The 18,921-nt window shown below is 67.3% G+C and carries 21 protein-coding genes, 2 tRNA genes and 2 pseudogenes; 9 read left to right on the plus strand and 16 right to left on the minus strand.

Annotated elements, in window-relative coordinates:
- A pseudogene (locus tag ASF57_RS04810) lies at positions 1–738 on the plus strand (hypothetical protein); the annotation flags it as partial.
- A 181-nt stretch (positions 739–919) separates the two neighbouring features.
- On the opposite strand, the gene ASF57_RS04815 reads toward ASF57_RS04810, so the two are convergent.
- Positions 920–1,255 carry a hypothetical protein gene (locus ASF57_RS04815; RefSeq protein WP_156375965.1) on the minus strand — a complete coding sequence of 112 codons (336 nt, stop codon included), beginning with the start codon at positions 1,253–1,255 and terminating at the stop codon, positions 920–922.
- Between the two features lie 601 nt (positions 1,256–1,856).
- Between ASF57_RS04815 and ASF57_RS04820 the strand changes: the two genes are divergently transcribed.
- Complete coding sequence (locus ASF57_RS04820) at positions 1,857–2,231, plus strand: hypothetical protein (RefSeq protein ID WP_056480675.1); 375 nt, start codon at positions 1,857–1,859, stop codon at positions 2,229–2,231.
- 204 nt (positions 2,232–2,435) lie between these two features.
- Positions 2,436–2,603 (plus strand): hypothetical protein, encoded by a 168-nt coding sequence (locus ASF57_RS27360; RefSeq protein WP_200935816.1) that lies wholly within the window; start codon positions 2,436–2,438, stop codon positions 2,601–2,603.
- A 42-nt stretch (positions 2,604–2,645) separates the two neighbouring features.
- Here ASF57_RS27360 and ASF57_RS04825 read toward each other — a convergent pair whose 3' ends face one another.
- From ASF57_RS04825 to ASF57_RS04850, 7 genes are all read right to left on the minus strand, one after another.
- On the minus strand, positions 2,646–2,876 hold the full coding sequence (locus ASF57_RS04825) for a hypothetical protein (RefSeq protein WP_056480676.1): 231 nt from the start codon (positions 2,874–2,876) through the stop codon (positions 2,646–2,648).
- A 74-nt stretch (positions 2,877–2,950) separates the two neighbouring features.
- Positions 2,951–3,553: a sugar transferase gene (locus ASF57_RS04830; RefSeq protein WP_244476813.1), complete on the minus strand. Its 603-nt coding sequence runs from the start codon at positions 3,551–3,553 to the stop codon at positions 2,951–2,953.
- Positions 3,554–3,985: 432 nt separating this feature from the next.
- Entirely contained in the window at positions 3,986–4,384 is a 399-nt protein-coding gene (locus ASF57_RS04835) for a hypothetical protein (RefSeq protein WP_056480695.1), read from the minus strand.
- Positions 4,381–4,659, minus strand: a complete 279-nt coding sequence (locus ASF57_RS25395; protein WP_156375966.1) for a hypothetical protein — start codon at positions 4,657–4,659, stop codon at positions 4,381–4,383. The genes ASF57_RS04835 and ASF57_RS25395 overlap by 4 nt, the downstream gene beginning before the upstream one ends.
- Before the next feature lie 270 nt (positions 4,660–4,929).
- Positions 4,930–5,004: transfer RNA gene (locus tag ASF57_RS04840), tRNA-Thr, on the minus strand.
- A gap of 147 nt (positions 5,005–5,151) precedes the next feature.
- Positions 5,152–5,610 carry an NUDIX hydrolase gene (locus ASF57_RS04845; protein WP_056185555.1) on the minus strand — a complete coding sequence of 153 codons (459 nt, stop codon included), beginning with the start codon at positions 5,608–5,610 and terminating at the stop codon, positions 5,152–5,154.
- Positions 5,611–5,936: 326 nt separating this feature from the next.
- Positions 5,937–6,401 (minus strand): MarR family transcriptional regulator, encoded by a 465-nt coding sequence (locus ASF57_RS04850; protein WP_200935818.1) that lies wholly within the window; start codon positions 6,399–6,401, stop codon positions 5,937–5,939.
- A gap of 525 nt (positions 6,402–6,926) precedes the next feature.
- On the opposite strand from ASF57_RS04850, the gene ASF57_RS04855 reads away from it, so the two are divergent.
- Positions 6,927–7,016 (plus strand) — tRNA-Ser (locus ASF57_RS04855).
- 181 nt (positions 7,017–7,197) lie between these two features.
- On the opposite strand, the pseudogene ASF57_RS24340 reads toward ASF57_RS04855, so the two are convergent.
- Positions 7,198–7,897: pseudogene (locus ASF57_RS24340) on the minus strand (IS481 family transposase); the annotation flags it as partial.
- 495 nt (positions 7,898–8,392) lie between these two features.
- Between ASF57_RS24340 and ASF57_RS04865 the strand changes: the two are divergent.
- Together ASF57_RS04865 and ASF57_RS04870 are read left to right on the plus strand one after the other, a co-directional pair.
- Entirely contained in the window at positions 8,393–8,923 is a 531-nt protein-coding gene (locus tag ASF57_RS04865; RefSeq protein ID WP_056480697.1) for a hypothetical protein, read from the plus strand.
- 361 nt (positions 8,924–9,284) lie between these two features.
- Complete coding sequence (locus ASF57_RS04870) at positions 9,285–9,551, plus strand: hypothetical protein (RefSeq protein WP_056185562.1); 267 nt, start codon at positions 9,285–9,287, stop codon at positions 9,549–9,551.
- Between the two features lie 52 nt (positions 9,552–9,603).
- Here the strand turns inward: ASF57_RS04870 and ASF57_RS04875 are convergent, their stop codons facing one another.
- The 3 genes from ASF57_RS04875 to ASF57_RS04885 all read right to left on the minus strand — a co-directional run bounded on the left by ASF57_RS04875 (position 9,604) and on the right by ASF57_RS04885 (position 11,147).
- On the minus strand, positions 9,604–10,347 hold the full coding sequence (locus tag ASF57_RS04875; protein WP_056480699.1) for a Crp/Fnr family transcriptional regulator: 744 nt from the start codon (positions 10,345–10,347) through the stop codon (positions 9,604–9,606).
- 145 nt (positions 10,348–10,492) lie between these two features.
- Positions 10,493–10,732 carry a hypothetical protein gene (locus ASF57_RS04880; RefSeq protein ID WP_056185567.1) on the minus strand — a complete coding sequence of 80 codons (240 nt, stop codon included), beginning with the start codon at positions 10,730–10,732 and terminating at the stop codon, positions 10,493–10,495.
- Positions 10,733–10,895: 163 nt separating this feature from the next.
- Positions 10,896–11,147 carry a hypothetical protein gene (locus ASF57_RS04885; protein WP_056185569.1) on the minus strand — a complete coding sequence of 84 codons (252 nt, stop codon included), beginning with the start codon at positions 11,145–11,147 and terminating at the stop codon, positions 10,896–10,898.
- A 224-nt stretch (positions 11,148–11,371) separates the two neighbouring features.
- On the opposite strand from ASF57_RS04885, the gene ASF57_RS04890 reads away from it, so the two are divergent.
- Entirely contained in the window at positions 11,372–12,106 is a 735-nt protein-coding gene (locus ASF57_RS04890; RefSeq protein WP_056480701.1) for a YoaK family protein, read from the plus strand.
- A 54-nt stretch (positions 12,107–12,160) separates the two neighbouring features.
- Here ASF57_RS04890 and ASF57_RS04895 read toward each other — a convergent pair whose 3' ends face one another.
- Positions 12,161–14,122 (minus strand): hypothetical protein, encoded by a 1,962-nt coding sequence (locus ASF57_RS04895; RefSeq protein WP_056480703.1) that lies wholly within the window; start codon positions 14,120–14,122, stop codon positions 12,161–12,163.
- 5 nt (positions 14,123–14,127) lie between these two features.
- Positions 14,128–15,630: an NAD(P)/FAD-dependent oxidoreductase gene (locus ASF57_RS04900; protein WP_056480705.1), complete on the minus strand. Its 1,503-nt coding sequence runs from the start codon at positions 15,628–15,630 to the stop codon at positions 14,128–14,130.
- A 157-nt stretch (positions 15,631–15,787) separates the two neighbouring features.
- Between ASF57_RS04900 and ASF57_RS04905 the strand changes: the two genes are divergently transcribed.
- Positions 15,788–16,357, plus strand: coding sequence for a hypothetical protein (locus ASF57_RS04905; protein WP_056480707.1), 570 nt, complete (start codon positions 15,788–15,790; stop codon positions 16,355–16,357).
- Positions 16,358–16,410: 53 nt separating this feature from the next.
- Here ASF57_RS04905 and ASF57_RS04910 read toward each other — a convergent pair whose 3' ends face one another.
- Positions 16,411–17,205 (minus strand): hypothetical protein, encoded by a 795-nt coding sequence (locus ASF57_RS04910; RefSeq protein ID WP_056480709.1) that lies wholly within the window; start codon positions 17,203–17,205, stop codon positions 16,411–16,413.
- A complete protein-coding gene (locus ASF57_RS04915) occupies positions 17,202–17,423 on the minus strand; it encodes a hypothetical protein (protein WP_056480711.1) in 222 nt (73 codons plus the stop codon). The genes ASF57_RS04910 and ASF57_RS04915 overlap by 4 nt, the downstream gene beginning before the upstream one ends.
- Before the next feature lie 446 nt (positions 17,424–17,869).
- Between ASF57_RS04915 and ASF57_RS04920 the strand changes: the two genes are divergently transcribed.
- A complete protein-coding gene (locus tag ASF57_RS04920) occupies positions 17,870–18,892 on the plus strand; it encodes a helix-turn-helix domain-containing protein (protein ID WP_056480713.1) in 1,023 nt (340 codons plus the stop codon).
- The last annotated feature ends 29 nt before the right edge of the window (positions 18,893–18,921 follow it).

Here is an 18,921-nt window from a genome sequence, read left to right on the forward strand (position 1 = left end):
AAGCCGATGTACATGCTGCTGAATCTCGCTGTCGGCGATGCAGGCTCGTGGCCCGGGGCCACGGACGCCACCACGCCTGCCGAAGGCCACATGCTCATCGATTCTGTGCGAGCCTACGCGCGGAATCCGGGCGTCGTCGCGGACGTCCAGGATGCGTCTCCGGTGCCGGGGGGGCACGATCCTGCAGGATCCAACGCATCGGTGCAGGCGGCAACGCCGTCACAAGGCCTTGCTTCGACGTCTGGGGTCCCTACTGCGGAGGGGAGCCACGTCACGGCCGTTTATCGGTTCTTCGATACCCGCACGGGCGATCACTTCTACACGAACAGTACTGCTGAGAAGGCGCAGATCCTGCAGACCTTGCCGTGGTTCACCTACGAGGGAACCCCGTGGGCGACCCCGACCCCGGGAGCCGACACCATCGACGTATTCCGGTTCTTCGACACCGGCACGAACGCGCATTTCTTCACGACCAGCGTCGGCGAGCGCGACCAGATCATCAGGACCGCGCCGTCCTACAAGTACGAGGGCGTCGCGTTCGAGGCCTATGCCGATGCGGGCGCGCCCGGCACCGTGACGCTGGAGCGGTTCTTCAACACCAAGACCGGCCAGCATCACTTCGCCGGCAATGCCGAGGAAACCGCCGGCATCAACCAGGGCGCTGCCGGTCCGGGCTGGATCGACGAGGGCAAGGGCTTCACCGTACACGCGCCCGGCGACGGCATGCTGTTCGCCTGAAGGCCTTGGCTCCGGCGTCGACCTGGAACATCCAAGGAGCGGAGCTGGCCTGACGGGGAGGCGGGCCGGGTCGACGAAATTTGAGATGCGCAGCCCGCGTCGCGCCACACGCAGGTCGACGGATTGGCGACGGCGCACGCCTGATCACCGCGTCTCCGAGCGCCGGGGGACTTGGGGGGGCTCAGTTGGCAGGAGCCTGCGCCGGATCATCGACAATCCGTCCCTCAGGCAGCGCGGTCGCTTCGACGCGTCGCGGGTAAGCCTTCATCTCCCGAAAGGGGGGCGAGCAGCCGACACAAATCGAGGCGATCGCTTGCTGCGCGCTCCGAGCGACGCGCCCGTCGAAGGCGTCCATCAGCGCGGACGCCTTGGCGTTCGCCGCCTCCAAGGCTCCTCTGGTCTGAGGCACGGCCGCCCCGCCCCGGTCGCCCTCGACGGCAAGCGGCGGCAATCTGACGAACATCGGTTTCGGCAACGGCTCTGACAGCGACGGAGTGATCGACGAGATCAGCGCCACGAGGCAGAGGGGTGCTCGGAGCATGGCATCAATCCCCCAGATGGTGCCGCACTCTCAGGGATCTTGCTTTCGCGAAGCTTGTGGGTCCGCTTTGCTGAAGGGGGCGTCGGTTGCGTCACCGCCCGAAGGTCCGGAGCGGTCGAGTGCTGGTCGGCCGCCCCGGCGCGACACGACGTCGGTCGTGTCCACGAGGCGCATGCGTGTTTCGACGTTTCCGGACACGCGCCCGGCGCCAAGCACCACACCACCGCAGAAATCGCACCGGATAGGTGCGGGGGAGGGGGCTGAGGCCGCCGGGACTCGACCTGCCACGACGACGGACGGTGCAAATCCGGTCGGCACACGGCTACGACCCGGCCGTCGCGGTTGGTGTCGCCCGGATCGCAGGTGACCCCGGATCGCAGGTTACAAGGTGACGATCCGGGGCTCACCCGCGAGGGCAGGGCTATTCGCCGCCTCGGACAGCGAAGGCTACCCTGCGTCTCCTCAGACTTCCGGGGGGCACCGGGCGCCATCATCTTCGCCCGCCCAGGGCATTCCGAGGCAGGTTTTGCATGGGGCCGCTTGTCGCCTCCGAACCGCCTGCGCTATGACTTCGGCCATGAAGATCTCGCGCCTCATCCAAAAGCTGGCCTCCAACACCTCTGAAGGCCGGATGCCGGGTTTCGATGAGGTCTATTACCGTTACTGGTATCGCGATGTCGCGCAGTTCCCCGGAACGCCTCTGCAGCATTACCTACAGCACGGATGGAAGGAAGGCCGCGACCCCAGCGCCGGCTTCAGCGGTGACGGCTATCTGACGGCCAATCCGGATGTCAAAGCCAACGGCTTCAATCCGCTCGCTCACTTCTTGGAGTTCGGTTTGGCTGAGGGGCGGATCGGTTGGCAGAAAGACCCGGCATCGCCTGCACCACCCGGACGATTCATCGCGAACGCTGAAGCGCCGAAGCTTTTGGCTCCTCCGCAGAAGCGTTGACCGTTGCCCGCCCGGCTTCTGCGCCTTCGCTAGAGTTCGTCAGGGCCCAGCGGAAACCGGTTCTCCCGACCAGACAAACGAAAGCAAAAGACTCTCGCGCAGCCCCTCCCTGGTCAGCCCCGATGGAATCCCCAGCGCGGGGCTTGTCCCGTTTTCGCTCTGCTCGCGAGGGGCGATCCCTGGTTCACGATCCGTCAGCCGTGCTTGCGCGACGGGGTTCGCGTCTTCTCCTCGAACGATACGCTCTATGGCGACCTCGGCGCCCGCAGGAAGGCGGTCTACCGCGACTTCGCGCCGTCCGTGTTCGGGAGGCGCAGCCCGCGGCACCGGACGCCGTTGGCCGAGCGACCGACGGCGCATGCCTGTGCCTGAGGGACTGCTCGGCGGATCTCAAGGCCGTGTTCGGGTGAGGTTTTAGTTCTTGCGACCCAGCGGACGCAGCAACGCCCCGAGCATGAAGGCCAGCTGGGCGCAGATCATGAGTGCGGCGGCGCGTCTGAAGCCCCCATCAAGGCTTAGACCGTAGAAATAGGCGCTGTAGGCAATCTCAAGAGCGACGACGGGGATGAATATGATGGCCTGCCGGATCGTGCCAAGCCGCCCCAATCCAAGACCAAGCAGCACGTTCAGTAAGATGGCCTTCACTGGGTTTCTCCACCGACCCAGCTTCGGGCCGGTGTGCTCCGTGACCTTGATCGCTCACCGGAGCACGGGAAGGGTCAGCGGCTCCCGCGCTGCGCGAGTACGGCTGGAACCGTGCGCAGCATGATGGCGACGTCGCGCGCGAAGCTCCAGCGGGTGGCGTAGTCGAGGTCCAACGCGACCCGCTCCGCATAGGTGCAATTGCTACGGCCTGAGACCTGCCAGAGCCCGGTCACGCCGGGCGTGACCGAGAAGCAGGTCTCGAACGCCGTGCCGTAGCGCTCCAACTCGGCGGTTACGATCGGACGCGGGCCAACCAGGCTCATTTCTCCGCGGAGGACGTTGATGAGCTGGGGCAGTTCGTCGAGGCTGGTCTTGCGCAGCACCGCGCCCAGAGGCGTCACCCGGGGGTCGTTGGTCAGCTTGTGGGTCTCGTCCCACTCGCGCTGTGCCGCGGGATTGGCGGCCAGATAAGCGCGCAGCACGTCATCGCCGTTGGTGACCATCGAGCGAAACTTGAGGCAGCCGAAGCGACGGCCTCCCTGTCCGATCCGCATATGCCGAAAGATCGGGCTCTTGCGATCCGCGGACCAGACGAGCGCCCCAATGAGAAAAAGCAGCGGCAGGAGGAGGACGAATGCCGTGCCCGCGATGGTGATGTCGAGGGTACGCTTGGCCAAACGCTCCAAGCGGCGAGCCTCTCCGACAGGCGTATCACGTGTAAGGACCGCTACGTTCAACTGCTCGTTCCGATGCTGAGATGCAAAATGAGGGGTGAGAGCATTTTCGTTTCGCAGCATGGTCTCAGACCCTCTCACAGGCTGGGGGGAGGCTGGTTAACAATTTCTTGCTGCACTGCACCTAACGCATAAAAAGGCCGCTCGCAAGGTGATGGCTTGCGAGACGCAATTGTCATCGATTCTCATAAAGTAGAAACAATAAAAGTACGCAGCTTCGTGGAACCGTCTGCTCAGCAACGGAGTTCACGAGGCCCGTACTCTGAGCAAAGACCGCTTGATCGGTGCCGAACTGCTCTCTTATCGGGCTGAAGGAGCGGGATTTTTCGGCATGAGAGATGCAGCTGATGCATGCCAGCTCAGTGTTGGCCGTGATCAGGCGCCCCGCTCCCGTGCACGGTTCATCACCCGGAGACGCAGCGGGCGGCCTGCGACGGCACCGCCGAGGCCGTCCGTGATCGCGAGCGGGAAGCAGCCGGCAATGCCCTTGAGCGCTTCGGAGAGGAACTCCTTTTGCGCAGCGACATCACCTTTCAGGTTCGCGTGAGTAATCCGCGGCTGCCCCTGCAGGCTCCCGTCCCGCTTGATGCTGAACAGGACCGTGACTTCCGAGCCGGCCGACCCCGCAGGGCCACCCACCGATTGCGCACAGGAGCCGAGCCGCTGCCACAGCCCATCCAGGGTCGAGGCCGGCTCAGCGCGGGCATCGGCGGTGGCCGCGACGATCAGCGTTGTGGCGAGGGCAAGCAAGCGCATGACGGTGGCGCCGATCACCGAGGCTGCGGCTTCGAGGGCTCGGCGCCGCGAAGGGCCTCGCCGAGATCGCTGTCTTCGCTGTCGTCATCGGGTTCCTCGGTCGAGTACCCGTCCTTGTCGGGCGCCGACAGCTCCCGCTGCCCCCGCGGCTTCGCCTCCAGATCGAGATCCCGCTCGCGCTTCGTGCGCGGCGCCTCGCGCGGGCTGTCAGACCCAGGCTGAAGGCTCTGCGCATCGGCAGGCGCCGCCATGAAGAGGCCGATGGCTGCCAACGAGAGGACGGCGCGGTTCATCGGTTTGCTCCAGGACCACCGGTTCGCGGCCACATCCGACCCTACACCCTGGCGGGCGCGGCGTCCGCTCCGTCGGCGATTGTCGGCGCGGAAGACCGTTCCGGAGACATCGACGGCAAGACCCTGTGCGGCATGCGCCGGTTGATGCAGGCGGATCTCTCGCGCGTTCGAAATCTCTCGCGCGTTCGGAAGGGCATTCCCCACGACAGCGAGGGATCGGCCAGCGGCCGGCACCACCGTCCCCAAGGTCTTGTTGCGATAAGGGAAAGGTGGTGCTGCTGGACAGGATTGAACTGTCGACCTCCTCATTACCAATGAGGTGCTCTACCACTGAGCTACAGCAGCGAAACGTCCTGGGTTGCGGCGAAGGCCGTGCGAACCGGACGGACGGGCAATTAGCCGATCATCATGCCCTTGGCAATCGCATCGCGGCGAATCTTGTCGGTTTCTCGCGCGTTCGCATTCGAATCCGCATCCGGCCCTGCGTTGCCGTCAGGCGAGGGCGCCGGTTTCGCGTTTGCAGGCCGCGCGGATGATCGCCGCCAGACCGGCCTCCGCCACGGCCTCGGCCGCCTCGGACGGCGTGAACCAGCGATCCTCGCGCTGGTGCCGCTCGGGCCAGTGCTTGAGCTGCTTGCGGACCTCCAGGGGAAACACCTTCACCTGACACAGAACCGCGTCGCGGCTCTTCAGGCGCTTCTCGTAGAGGTAGAAGCCGAGGGGGCGCTTGCCGATGGTACCGAGGAGGCCGGCCTCCTCGTAGGCCTCGCGCGCGGCGGCATCGTAGGGCTTGCGCCCCTTCATCGGCCAACCCTTCGGGATCACCCAGCGACGGCTCTCGCGGGAGGTGATCAGCATGATCATGTAGCCGCCATCCGGCATCCGCCTGAACGGCAGCGCGCCGACCTGCCGGCGCGGGTCGATATCCGCGTCTCCCCCATGCACACTCATGGCTGAGAAACGCCGAACGCAACCGCGAGTTCGCCCTTGGTCCGTCGATGCCGGACCGCTCGACCCTGCGTCCCCCAGCGGGCGTGGAGGCGAAGCGCTCGGGTCCGAGGCGGAGCGGTTCGCAAAAATCCGGTTCGCGGAAGCCTCGTGCGCAGAACCGTCGGTTGAGCATTCACGATCGGCAGGGTCCCGCAAAGGTGAGAAGAAGGGCCTGTCCGCAGCGCGCCGCAGCCGGCAGGATGTCCTGCGGCATAGCGGGGTTTCCGGCGACCCGGCAAGAAGAACTTAACCGGCAAAGTTTCGGGTCTGGCCCATGGTGCCGCGCATCATCCGCCGACGCTGAGATTGGCGATGAGCGCGTTGAGGTCGGCGCGCATGGCCTGGACCTCGGGCTCCGACATGTTGAGCTGGCACATCACCGATTCCCGCACGGCTGCGGCTTCGGTGCGCAAGGCCTGGCCGCGCGGCGTCAGGGCGATCTCGACCTCGCGTTCGTCCGAGCGCCGCCGGTTCCGCACCAGGAACCCCGCCGCTTCCAGACGCTTCAGCACCGGTGTCAGCGTGCCGGAATCGAGGCGCAGGCGCCGTCCGATCTCCGAGACGGTGATGCCGTCCGTCTCCCACAACACCAGCAGCACGAGATATTGCGGGTAGGTCAGGCCCATGCGCTCCAGCATCGGCCGGTACGACTTCGTCATCCGGTGGGCGGCCGCGTAGAGGGCATAGCAGAGCTGGTTGTCGAGGAGCAGCGGATCGGTGAGTGGCGCTGTCGTCTCGCGGGGAACGTTCATCATGCACGCATGCTACCGAAAGTCCCGGCTACCGAAAGTCCCAGTTTCTGAAAGCCCCAGTTTCTGAAAGTCCCGGTCATTGGAGGTTCCGACCACCGGGAGTTTCGGGCCTCCAGGCTCGGGTTGGCTAAGCGCCGGAATCCATCAAGGCGACGACCCCGGATCAGAACCATCGCGCGCCCCGGCGAAGAAGCGACGATAGCGGAGCCAGGTCCCTCCAGTATATGGCTGTTTCGCCGCACGGACGAATCCTTTCCCGCATGGCCCTGGAGCCTGCTGGCGGCCGGAGCCAGACCGGGCGCGTCCCTCCGACCGCAAGCCCTCCAGACGGTTGCGCTTCGCCCCGGACGGCGCGCTTCGCCGCGCCGGAGCGGCCCGGGCTCCCCTGTCTCTGCCCGGTCACACCGATCCCCCGCACGCGAAATCCGTCGCGCCGTCTCGCAAAGCGCCGCCGACCCGATCCGCCGCTTGTGAAACCCGAAGCACTCGTGCTAGTCACCCCTCGTCTCATCGAGGCGCCTTCGCGGAGAGGTGGCAGAGCGGTTGAATGCACCGCACTCGAAATGCGGCATGCCTGCAAGGGCATCGGGGGTTCGAATCCCCCCCTCTCCGCCATTTAAATTCTAACAGTAATATCAGATATTTGGCTTGGCACTCGTGAGGTGCTTTGTAGCGCTTTTGTAGGCAGACACACCGTGCTCGGCAACGACGTAGTCGACACAGGCCCGGCGGCGAGCCCGACTCAGAAGTCTCTCGAGGCAGCCTCCTTCAGGATCAGCTTCTCCAAGCTCGCGTCCTTGACCGCCGTGTCCTTGATCGTGCGGTTCATTCGCTCGACCTGACCGTTGGTCCAGGGGTGGCGCGGCTTGGTCAGGCGATGGTCGATATCGTTTCGGGCGCAGGCGGACTCGAAGCTGTGGGCTCGGAAGGTCTCTCCGGCCTCGATCGCCACCTTGATGATGGAGGCGGCCGAGGCAACGTTGCCGGATCGCCTTCTCGTGCAACTCGACGAAGGCGGACTGGGTCGTACGGTCGATGGCGACAAGTAGGTAGAGCCGCCCTTCCGCCGTGTGGACCTCGGCCAGATCGATGTGGAAGTCACCGAGCGGGTAGGCCTTGAAGCGCGACCGCTTGGGCTTGTCGCCGCCGACTTCGGGCAACCGGCTGATTCCGTGGCGCTGCAAGCAACGACGCAGCGACGAGCGGGTCAGTAGGATCGTGGCCTGAAGTGCGTAGAGGCTGGCGTCGAGCGGCAGGAGTGTGTGACGACGAAAGGCGACGACGATCGCTTCATCCTCGGGTGACAGCACCGTCGAGCGCGGATCCTTCGGTCCCGTGCGCGGGTCGGCGACCGAGGTCCGCTGCTTCGACTTGGCGACCGTCTTTGGGTTGATCCCGTAGCGCTTCGAGAGTGCCCTCAAGCTCGCTTGACGATGCTGGTTCGCTCGACGGACCGCCTTCGTCGGTGTGGCGCTGCAGTGAAGAACCTGGCCCATGGCGCGTCCCTCCACTCCGACGTGAAGAGTGCACCATCAAACCCGGGGATTACAACTGCTAGAATTTGTAAGGGATTGGTGGAAACCGGTTATCCCAACAAGACAAACGAAAACGAAGGACTCGGGAGTCTCGCTGGTTCAGAATGAAGCTGACAGACTCTCGCGCGTCTGAGCGGCAGGGCCGGACCGTCACGCCACCGGTCGGCGCAGTCCCACGAGAGCGGGTGGGGTCCGAGATGGATAAAAGTGTTGCGGAGCGATCCTATCAGGAAAGCGCATTGGTTGATCAATATTACGCAAAATTGACGGAGGGTAAGTTTCGGCACAGAAAATCGAAGCGTGTTATCTCTTCCTGTGAGTAGAAACTTGAGTCTCGAAGCAAGTGCAACCTTCAGTTCCGGTTTCGTTGTCGATCGGCGACCTCGGGAGCCATCGGACTTTCCGGTTCTTCGCGGCCCTGCGCGCCCCCGGGTTCGTCCGGAGGCCGATGCGTCGATGCCGGAAGCGGCCCGGGGCATCGAAATCCCGAATGCCGCGCGCGTCTCGCTTTCGCCGGTCGGATCGGAGGCCTCCGCTGTTCGACCCGATACTCGGTTCGACGCCCAGTCCGACGCCCAACTGGCTCTGCAATGGCGCCTGGGCGGAATGGTACTCTCGGCCTTGAGCGAGACGCTCGCGCCCTCGCCACCGCTCTCGTCCGCGATGGGGGACGACGAGGTCGATGGGGATGTCACGGGAATGCACCTGCGTGCCGCCCGGGCGATGCTCGGCTGGGCGATGTCCGATCTTGCCAGCCGGAGCAGCCTGTCGCTGTCGACCATCAAGCGCCTCGAGCAGCATGTGGATACGGTCAACGGAAAATCTCGGACCATCGCGCTCGATACCCTGCGGGCGAACGGGATCGCGTTCCTAAGACTGGGCGATGGGACGATCGCGGTCGCCCGACCGAAATCGTCGGGTCTGTCGAAGCTTCGCGACCGGCCGCGAACGGGGCCAGCCCCGGACGGGAGCGAGGCGACGGGCTGACCCTTCATGGTCGCTGCCGGCCCGGGGGTTCAACCGCGGTCGACCAGGCGGCGTCAGATGAGCGGGATGGGATGGCAACGCGGGCGTCCAGACGTCTGGTGTCGTAGCGCGGGTCGATGGCCGTCGCGTCTGCTCCTGCCGCGCCCGATCGTATCGGTGCCGCGCCCAATGGGAACGGGCGTGGTCCGCGCCGATGTCTCCGAGTGCGACGGCGGACATGGATCTGGACAGTTTCGGCCGTAACGATCCGGTGCCGATATTGCTTATTCGCAAAGGTGATATCAATTCTTGTCCCAATCGTGGACAAGCAGGCAAGCTGGCCAGGATCGGCACAATGTCGCTACTGATACCGTCTCTTTCGATGCCCCCTGACGCGACGGAGTTGACGGGCCTAGCTCGTCGGCGGGCCATCGCCATCGGCAATGCGAACTGGTTCCGGGCCGTTGCCTGGAAGGCGCTCCGGGATGGCAGTCCGAACGCGGGCGTGCGGGCGGCCAATGCCCGCGCCGCCGCCCGCATCGTGCTCCGGCAGGCGCGCCGTGACGCTCTCGTCAACCGCATCACCTCCGAAGCCTTGGCCTATGACCGGCCTGCAATCCTGCCCGCAACCCTGCCCGAGAGCCTGTAGGTCCGGCGGCGCCGGCCCTGACCGGAGCGGCGAAGCCGGTCAACCGAGCGGGTCAACCGAGACGGCCTGACCGGGAGAGCGCGGCAGGCCGTCGGAACGGAGCGATCAGGCGGTCATACTCGGCCTCGGCGGGCCCATAGCTGTCCCCCGCATGCGCGACGAGCCGGTCCCGGTCGAGGATGGTGATCCGCCCGCGCCGGGCCCGGATCATGCCGACCCCCTCGAGGGCCTGGATCGCCAGGGTCACGCCGGAGCGCTGCGTCCCGAGCATCACGCCCAGGAACTCGTGCGTCAGGGCCAAATCGGCGGTGCTCAGCCGATCCTGCGCCATGAGAAGCCAGCGGGCCAGGCGCTCCTCGATCGAGCAGACGCCGTTCGACAGGGCCGTCTGGCTGAGGGTCATGATGAAGACGTGCGCGTAGCGCAACAGCACGCGTCGCAGGCCCGGCAGGGTCTCGAAGGCGTCGCGGAGGCACGCGGCGTCGATGCGCAGCCAGGGGCCGCCGACCTGGACGACGATCTCATGGGGGGTGCGCTCGGACCCGAGGAACACGGCGGTGCTGATCATCGCCTCGTAGCCGAAGCAGCCGACCTCCAGCCGGCGGCTCCCGTTGGCCGTGGTCAGGTTCGACGACAGCCCGTCCTCCGGGAAGTAGGAGAACGCCATCCGGTCGCCCTCGTTAATCAGGCGTTCGCCTTTCCGGACCTCGATGCGCTCGAACAGGGGAAGCATCCGGGCGCGCTCCTCCTCCGGCAGCGACCGGATGAGAAGGTTGTGGGTGGCGCCGATGCTCATTCGACGGGCTTCCTCGTCCGGTTCAACCGGGACAACCGGCCCCGCCCACGCGGAGGTTCAGCGCGCAGCGCACGCGATATCCGCACGGCTGAACGGGATCATGCTCGGGGGCATGCCCCAGAAAGTCACGCCCGGCCGCTGCGCGTCAGTACGGCGTGCCGTAATAGGGCTGCCGGCTCGGACGGACGCGTCCCCGCACCGGCCGATCGTAGCGATCTTCGTAGGCCCCGAGATACGGGTCGAGGGCCGGCGAGCGATAATTGCCGTTGTTCACCCCGGCGGAGCGGTCGTTGCCGCTGAGCGCCGCGTAGGGCGACAGGCCGTCGCCGCCGCTTCCGCCGCCGCCGCGGGCCATGGCAACTCCGCTCAAGCCGAGTGCCAGCATTGCCGCCGCCGTCGCGAGAGCGAGGGCGCGCGACCCGTGCGAGGGCGGGGACTGCGAGAGTGAGGACTGAGAAGGCGATAACTGCGAGAGAAGTTGGGTCTTCGTCATAACACCCTCCTCGTTGACATTGTGCCGCGTCGGCCAGGACAGGGCGGGCCGACCGTCAGCGCTCGGCGTGCACGCTCTTCAGGAAGCGGCGCGCCACTTCCCGCACGGCCTCGTCGTCCCGGGTGTCGTCGTCGGCCTTGTCCCAGAGGTGATCGAGGCTGGAATCCAGGTTCGTCAGCAGGTCGGGATGGGCCTGGGCCAGGAAACGGATCGTCCCGAACAGGAGGTGCTCCATCGCGAGTTCGCGGTGGCGGGCCTCCGCGATCTGGGCAGTGGCAGGCGAGACTTCAGATGTGGAATTTGTCATGACATCACAACGAACAGCTCCGCCCGCGGTTCAGGACGAGACGAGCTTTCATAAGATTTCGCGCTTCGGGGTCGACGCATCAGATCTCCGGTCATCTTCCGTCGTCCTCGCGCGGAGGTCGCCTGCCCGGATACGGTCCGATGGAGGACGGATGCTTCCGTTGACCGGCACTTTCGGCCAGAACCGGCCATCCCTCGCAATGCGCGATCAATCAGACGGCAGCGATGACACCGACACGCCCACCCAGCGCGAGCGGCTCCGCGCAAGTCCGCCCCTCTTCGAAGCCGCGTGGCGTCGATCCGGATCTGGCCGCGGGGATCGGGCTTGCCTTCGTGGCGGGGTTCGTCGATGCAGCGGCCTTCATCGCCCTCGCGGGCCTGTTCACGGCCCATGTGACCGGGAACTTCGTGCTGCTGGGCGCCGAACTGGTGTCGACCTCGGTCGGGGTGGTGGCCAAGCTGCTCGCCCTGCCGGCCTTCGTCATCGCGGTCGCGGTGACGCGGTTGCTCGCCCTGGCGCTGGAGCGCCGCGGGGCGGCGCCCCTGCGCTGGCTCCTCGCCCTGGAAATCGTGCTGCTCGCCGGATTCGCCGTGATGGGCCTCGCCCTGTCGCCCCTCGGCTCGCCCGACGGCGCGGCGGCGGTCACGGTCGGGATGATGGGGGTCGCCGCGATGGGCGTCCAGAACGCCATCGGCCGGCTCGGCCTCGCCCATCTCGCCGCCACGACGGTGATGACCGTCAACATCACCCAGGCGGTCATCGACCTCGTGGATTGGGCGCGGGGCGCCGTTCCGCCGGACGGCCCGGCGCGGGGGCGCCTGCGCCGGATGGTGCCCGCGGTGCTGGCCTTCGCCATCGGGGCGCTGGCGGGCGCCTTCGGGGTGGCCGCCTGGTCGTTCGGGTGTCTCGCGATTCCGATCGCGGCCCTGATCGGGCTCATGCTCCTGCGTCTCGACTGACGGGGGAGGGGCGCGACGGGTTTGGAGCCGCTGAAACCTGCCCGAGCCGTGACGTCAGGTCCGGCAGGGCAGCAGCCCGTAGGCGACCGGGTGGCGCCAGACCATGCCCCCGACGGCCGGCATGGGTTTCGCGGGGGGGCGATTCACCGGGAACACACGGGCTTTCGCGGGCGGGACTTGGCCATCCGCCAGCGGCATCACAATCCAGGCCGGTGCGTCAGGGGCTGCACACAGGGTCTGGACCGCACCGGCGGGCAGATCGGCAGATCGCGCCGGGATGGGGGCTCCGAACGGCGCGCGTTGGGCCTCCGTGGCGAGACCGAGGGCGATGAGCCGATCCGTCCGCTCCGACCAGGCCATCGCGAGGGGGCGCGAGAACACGATGCTGGCGCCCTGCAGGGTGTTGCTCCAGCTCGGGCGCCCCAGCACCAGCCAAGCCTCGGCGCCGCTGTCGAGCCAAAGTACCTCGCCGGGGCGGCTCCCCACTGCCCGGATCAGATCCGCTCGCGCGGCGCGGTCCTCGACCCGGCTGAAGGCCGGCGCGCGCTCGTCCCAGAGGTTGAGGAGTGCCAGGAGGAGCGTGAGCCCGAGGATCGCCCGCGCCGGCCAGTGCCAAGGCCGGTTCCAAGGGATGCCGATCCAGACGAGCCCGGCGGCGAGGGCGAGCGGTGCCGCGAGCCCGAAATTCCGGATCAGCGTGAGTTCGAGGTGGACGCCATCGGGCAGGCTGGCGACCAGCCAGGCCACGGCGATGGCCTCCAGCACGGCGCGGCAGGTGATGAGCGCGCCGACCAGCCAGATGCTCGTCAACATCAGGGCGCGGGTGGGCGCGATCCACCGGTGGCGGACGGCCGCATGCACGGCGACCGCGAGGGCACCCGCGCCTCCGGCGATCAGGACGTCGTCGGAATAAACCCAGCCCAGGACCAGGACCGCGAGGGTGATCCGCTCGCCCGCGCCGCCGCGCGACAGCGTGGTCACGCACATCCCGAGCGCGGCGGCGCCGGCAACGGAGGTCACCCAGAGGAGGCGCCAGGGTTGGGCCTGAATCACCAGGAGCGACGATCCGAACTCTTCGAAGACGATGGTCGCCGCCACGCCGCAGAGGCCGGCCAGGAGTGCGGCGTACAGAACCCGGCGGACCGGCCGCGGCACGAGGGTGCCGGCGATCAGGATCGAGGCCGCCTGCACCAGCGGGGACGCCCAGGCCTGGGCTGGCCAGAGCAGGGGGAAGAGATCGGCGCATCGCTGGCGCAGGATTCCCAGATATGCGGGATCGACCGGCTGCAGCAATCGCCCGAACAGCGGCAGGCCGAGATAGGCGGCGAGCACGATCGCGGGCAGCACGGGAGCCAGGAGCGCCAGCCATCGCCGGTCCTCCGCCACCAGCACGATGGCGAGCACCCCCAGGCCGGCGAGGCCCATGATCGGGTGGATCAGGCATGCGACCAGCATGAGAAGGGCGGCCGACCAGAACCGGCCCGAGAGCTGGGTCGCTAGGCCCGCCAGGACCGCCGCCTCCGCCAGGGTCCGCGGTGTCGCCAGGGCTTCTCCGATCCGGAACGGACCCGGATGGCCGTAGAGGGCCGGGAGCACCACCAGGGCAATCAGGATGCCCCAGCGGCGCCGATCCGCCGCGATGGCGCCCGCGAGGAAGGCCGCGGCGCAGAACCAGGCGAACAGGCCCGCGACGCTGACGGCCAGGGCCGCGGCGTCCGGGCCGAGGCGTTGCACCAGCGCCCGGAGGACGATCGGGAACAGGCTGAAGCGCGACTGTCCGTCGAGGGCGAACATGAGGTCGCGTCCGACCCCGTCCGGATCGAGATCCGCGAGCGCCCGCCCGACATAGATGCGCGCATCTCCTTCGATGCCGCCGTAGGGATGCATCAGCAGGTAGAGGCCCGCCGCCCCGAGGACAGGCCAGGCGGAGCGCGCTGCAGCCTGCGCCCAGCGCCCGCCCCATCCTCGCGCCGGGTCCGCGGCCGCCGCAGGGTCCGGTGTCGCGGCCTGCGCCATCGCCGTCAGGCCGCGCGGCGCGGAACCAGGCGCTCGCTCGCCAGCGCGTCCTGCGCCCCCGAGACGCCCGCCTCGGTGTATTCCGCGTCCTCGTTCACGCACCACGGATCGTAGCGGCGCTCTCCCGCGAGGATGTTCTCGACCGTGAGCATCGCGGTCATCATCGCGTGGTCCTGGTTGTTGTACTTGTGCATGCCGTTGCGCCCGACGAGGTGCAGGGTCGGATAGGCATGCTCGAGGTCGCGCCGGATGGTGGCGACGTGGGCCTTGTAGTCCTCGTCGTAGACCGGATAGGCCTTGGGTTGCCGCACCACGCAGGCATCGACCATGTCCTCGGAGCGGATCAGCCCGATCTGGCCGATCTCGCGCTTGGCCAGGGCGATCAGGTCCGCGTCGGACGCGGTCCAGAGGCCGTCACCCTCGAAGCAGAAATACTCGAGCCCGAGGCAGGTATGGTCCGCGTCCGGCACCATCTCGGGCGACCAGGAGCGGAAGTTCTGCACCCGCCCGACCTGCACCGACGGATCGTGGATGTAGATCCAGTTGTCCGGGAAGTTCCGGTCCGTGCGCGCGATCAGCGCCACCGTGAGGAAGTCGCGGTACTGCAGAGACCGCGCCTGGAAGGTGCTGATCGGGGTCGGCGAGATCGAACCGACGAGTTCGCGCAGGGGCGCGGAGGAGATGACGTTGCGGGCCGTGAAGGTCTCGCGGGTGCCGTCCGCACCCTTGGCCGTCACGGTCCAGAGCCCGGTCCGGGCCTCGTAGTGCAGGCCGTCGACGCCCCGGTCGAGGCGCAGCGTGCCGCCCTGGGCGGCGATCTTCGCGGCCGCCGCCTCCCACATCATGCCCGGTCCCTTGCGGGGATATCGAAACGACTCGATCAGCGTCTTGATCACCGGTTCGCCGGCGCGCGGGGCCTTGCGCAGGCCGAGCGAGCGCACCAGAGCGTCGCGGATCGCCGCGCCGAGATCGAGGCCGTTGATGCGCTGGGCCGCCCAATCCGCCGAGATGGCGTCGCAGGACATGCCCCAGACCTTCTCGGTATAGGTCTTGAAGAAGATCGAGAACAGGCGCTCGCCGAAGCGGTTGCGGACCCAGTCGTGAAAGCTCTTCGGCTCCGCGATCGGCCGGGCCCGGGCGTAGAGATACGACGCGACGCAGGCCGTGCTCTCCAGGAGTCCGAGGTTGCGCAACGCTTCGAAGGCCTTCAGCGGGTAGGCGTAGTACTTGCCCTTGTAGAAGATCCGCGACAGGCGCGGCCGCTCGATGAAGTCGTCCGGCAGCAGTTCGTCCCAGAGATCGACCACGGCCTTCGACTTGGAGAAGAAGCGATGGCCGCCGATGTCGAACAGGTAGCCGTTATGCGCGACGGTGCGGCTGATGCCGCCGACCTGCACCGGGTCCTTCTCCAGGACCGTGACGGAACGGCCCGCCTTCGTCAGCAGGTAGGCGGCGGTCAGGCCGGCCGGTCCCGCGCCGATCACGAGCGTTTCCGTGTGGTGGCTCATCGGGGCGAACTCGTGGGTTAACCGAAGCGCGAAACAGCTTCGACATATCGACGGAACGGTTAAGAAACGCTGAGGCTGGGCGGGGAACCGATCCGGGGCCGGGGATTTGCGTTCTCGCTGTCACGGACCCGTGATGGGTCGAGACAGGAGCCGCACCATGGACACCAGCCCTCTGACCGCATCCGCGTTCGACGCGCCGGCCATCCTGCTGTCGGGGCCGGTCGACCACGACATGTACAGGGACTTCCGGCGCCAGCTCGATGCGATCGACGGGCGCGCCCTCGTGGTCGTCGAACTCACCACCCTCGGGGGCGACCCCGAGGTCGCGCGGATGATGGGCGAGGACATCCGCTTCAAGAGCGGCCTGATGACCGACCGGCGTTTCGTGTTCCTCGGCAAGGCCGCGATCTACTCGGCCGGGACCACCTTCATGAGCTTCTTCGCCCGGCCGAACCGCTTCCTCACCCGGGGCACGCGGCTGATGGTCCATGAGCGCAAGCTCGACAAGCAGGTGGTGCTCAACGGCCCCCTGACCACCTGCATCGCCTCCGTGAAGGCGGCCCTGCACGAGATCGAGTGCTCGATCGAGATCCAGAACGAGGGCTTCGCCAACCTGGTCGCCGGTTCGCGCGTGTCCCTGGACGAAGTCCTGCGGCGTGCTCCCGAGAACTGGTACATCGAGGCCGCCGAGGCGCAGGAGCTCGGGCTGATCGAAGGCATCCTCTAAGGGTCGGAGCCCCGCTCGCAACCACTGGGGCCGAGTGCTGGCGCCGGCCTTGCTCAGCCGACCGGATCGCGATCGAGGCTCGGGGCAAGCCCGAGGGCAAACTCCAGATCGGGCGGTTCACCCGCCCGGCCGCGCGCGGCCTGCCGACTCTGAGCCCGCTCGCCGGCTTCGAGGCCGCACTTCTCCACGTGGACCGCCCGATTGACGACCTGGAGGTTCGGGGCACCCCAGAAGCCCAGCAGGGTCGGCCAGGCCGCGTCGCGATGCTCGCGCCAGACGCGGTAGAGCGGCACCCGGTGGTCGACTTCGGCGGTCTTGAACAAACGCTTGCCGGAGGCGGCGCAGCGGTGACGCTGGTGCGCCTTCAGCACCTTGACCTGGTCGCTCGGGGCGACCCACAGCTTCCAGGCGGCGACGCAGGCCGCGTGCCAGCGGGCGTTCTTGTTCGGCACGCCCGTGCCCCAGTGGTCCCGATGCCAGCCGAAGCGGTAGACCGGCTGTCCGCAGATGCAGCAATGGCCTTTTCCGCGTGCGTGGGCCGGCTCCCGGAAGGGGGAGGGCGGCATCCGGAAGGTTGCGGCGAGTCCCGACCCCTTCTCGGTGCCGAGACGCCAGGTCCAGCCCTCGGGCTGGCCCGAGCGCGCGGCCAGCGCCCGGGCGAGGCGATCGGCGCGCATCAGGTGGGCGCGCCAATACCCCTCCACCGCAAGGCGCGGCGTCGGCGGGATCAGCGGCCGCGACAGGGCGTGGCGCAGGACCGTGGCCGGGAAGACGGCGGGCAGGGCCCGGTCGAGCCGGGCGCGCGCCGCGACGTTTCGGGACGCGCGCCACTCCGATGCCGCGCTCACGCCTGGACGCGGGTTTCGTCGGGTGCCGCGGGCGGGGGTGAGATCGCCTGCGGCGGGCGGCCGGCGACAGCATCCGCAAGTCGGTTCAGGCGCCTGCCAAGATCGACCACTTCGTTCAACGCAATCGACTTCTCACCATTCTTGACGGCGCGTGTAATATCGCTGAGCTGCAGTTTGGAAATACGGAGCAACTCGGCGGCTAGCTGGTCTCTGGTCATTCAGCGCATCGCGGATCAGGGAGGGCGGGCGGGTTCGCCAGATTTAGGGCGTAACGGTTACCGAGGCGTTGCAGCGCCCGACACCATTTCCGGGTCAACGTCTTGGTCCACGTTCTGGCTCGTCTCGGCATGGCCGGTTCGAGGATTGGATAAATAAAGACCGCCACGGGATCAATTCGGATTCTTACAGGCTACAATAAGAAAAAATATTATGAAAATTCTGTGTTGGCCCTTGATTGCAAATCGAGCAAGCCCACCGCCGCTGGTCGGGCTTTGTGGGTGCTCGGGTTGGGATATATCAAACAGAATACTCAACATTTTTTGACTTCACGAAACCGTGCCTTGTCGTCTATCCGGGAACCACCCTAATCAGGAAGACTTGAGGTCGAATCGTTTGATCTCGGTCGGCCGGTCCTCCTGATGACTCCCACCGGGTTCAGCCAGACGTGTCGCTTCCGTCCTTCGCCTTCTCCACGCAGCGGCTGGGTCCCGAATTCGCATTCGAGGCGTATCGGGAGCTCTATTCCGGCGGCGCCGATGTCGCCAGGATCGGATCGGACTTCCGCGCCCAGGTCCAGGCCTACCGCCTGGATCGCATGATCCTGTTCAAGCGTCACCTCAACGGCGTCCAGCACAGCCGCTCTCCGCAGCGCGTCCGGCAGGACGGATTCGATCATGTCACCCTCCATCTCCTGCTCGCGGGCGAATTGGTGGCCGGGCCTCCCGGACAGGAGCGCCGGGTGCGGCCGGGAGAAATCCTCGTCTGCGACAACACGCTGCCGCACCTGAGCCGGGCCCACGACGTCCACCAGATCTCGACGCCGGTGGCGCGGGAGCTGATCGAGCCCCTGGCGCCCGACGTCCGCCATTTCCACGGCGCGATCCTGCCGGAGCGCGTCGGAGGCCTGGTCGCCGATTTCATCGTCTCCCTGACCCGGCGCTCGGAATCGCTGGATCCCACGGTCGCGTCGCGATCGAGCGCCGTTCTGGGCATGCTCCTGGCCGCCGCCCTGCGCGGGCAGGCCGCTCCGGCCGAGGCCGTGGTCTGGGCGGCAGCGCACGACGCTTCCGATGACGTGGTCCGGCGCCGGGCAGCGGAGGTCCATGTGGAGCAGCACCTGGGCGATCGCGACCTCGGCGCGGACACCATCGCGGCCAGTCTCGGGATCTCCCGCAGCCTGCTCTATCGCGCGTTCCTGCGCGACGGCGGCGTGGCCCGCTTCGTCCAGCAGCGACGGCTCGAGCGGGTGCGGGATGCCCTTCGCCGCCAGGGCGAGACGCGCTCGATCGCGACGCTCGCCTACGCCTACGGCTTCACCAGCGAGCAGCACTTCAACCGCGCCTTCCGCACGACCTTCGGCCGTCCCCCGGGGCAGTTCCGGGCCTCCATGCAGCAGATGCGGACCCAGACGGGGGTGCGGGGCGACCAGACATGGCCTCTCGCCGAGTGGCACAGCGAGCTGTATTGATGCGCGCCGCCCGGACGATCCGCCCAGAC

It is taken from the genome of Methylobacterium sp. Leaf117 (assembly GCF_001422985.1).
Classification (GTDB): domain Bacteria; phylum Pseudomonadota; class Alphaproteobacteria; order Rhizobiales; family Beijerinckiaceae; genus Methylobacterium.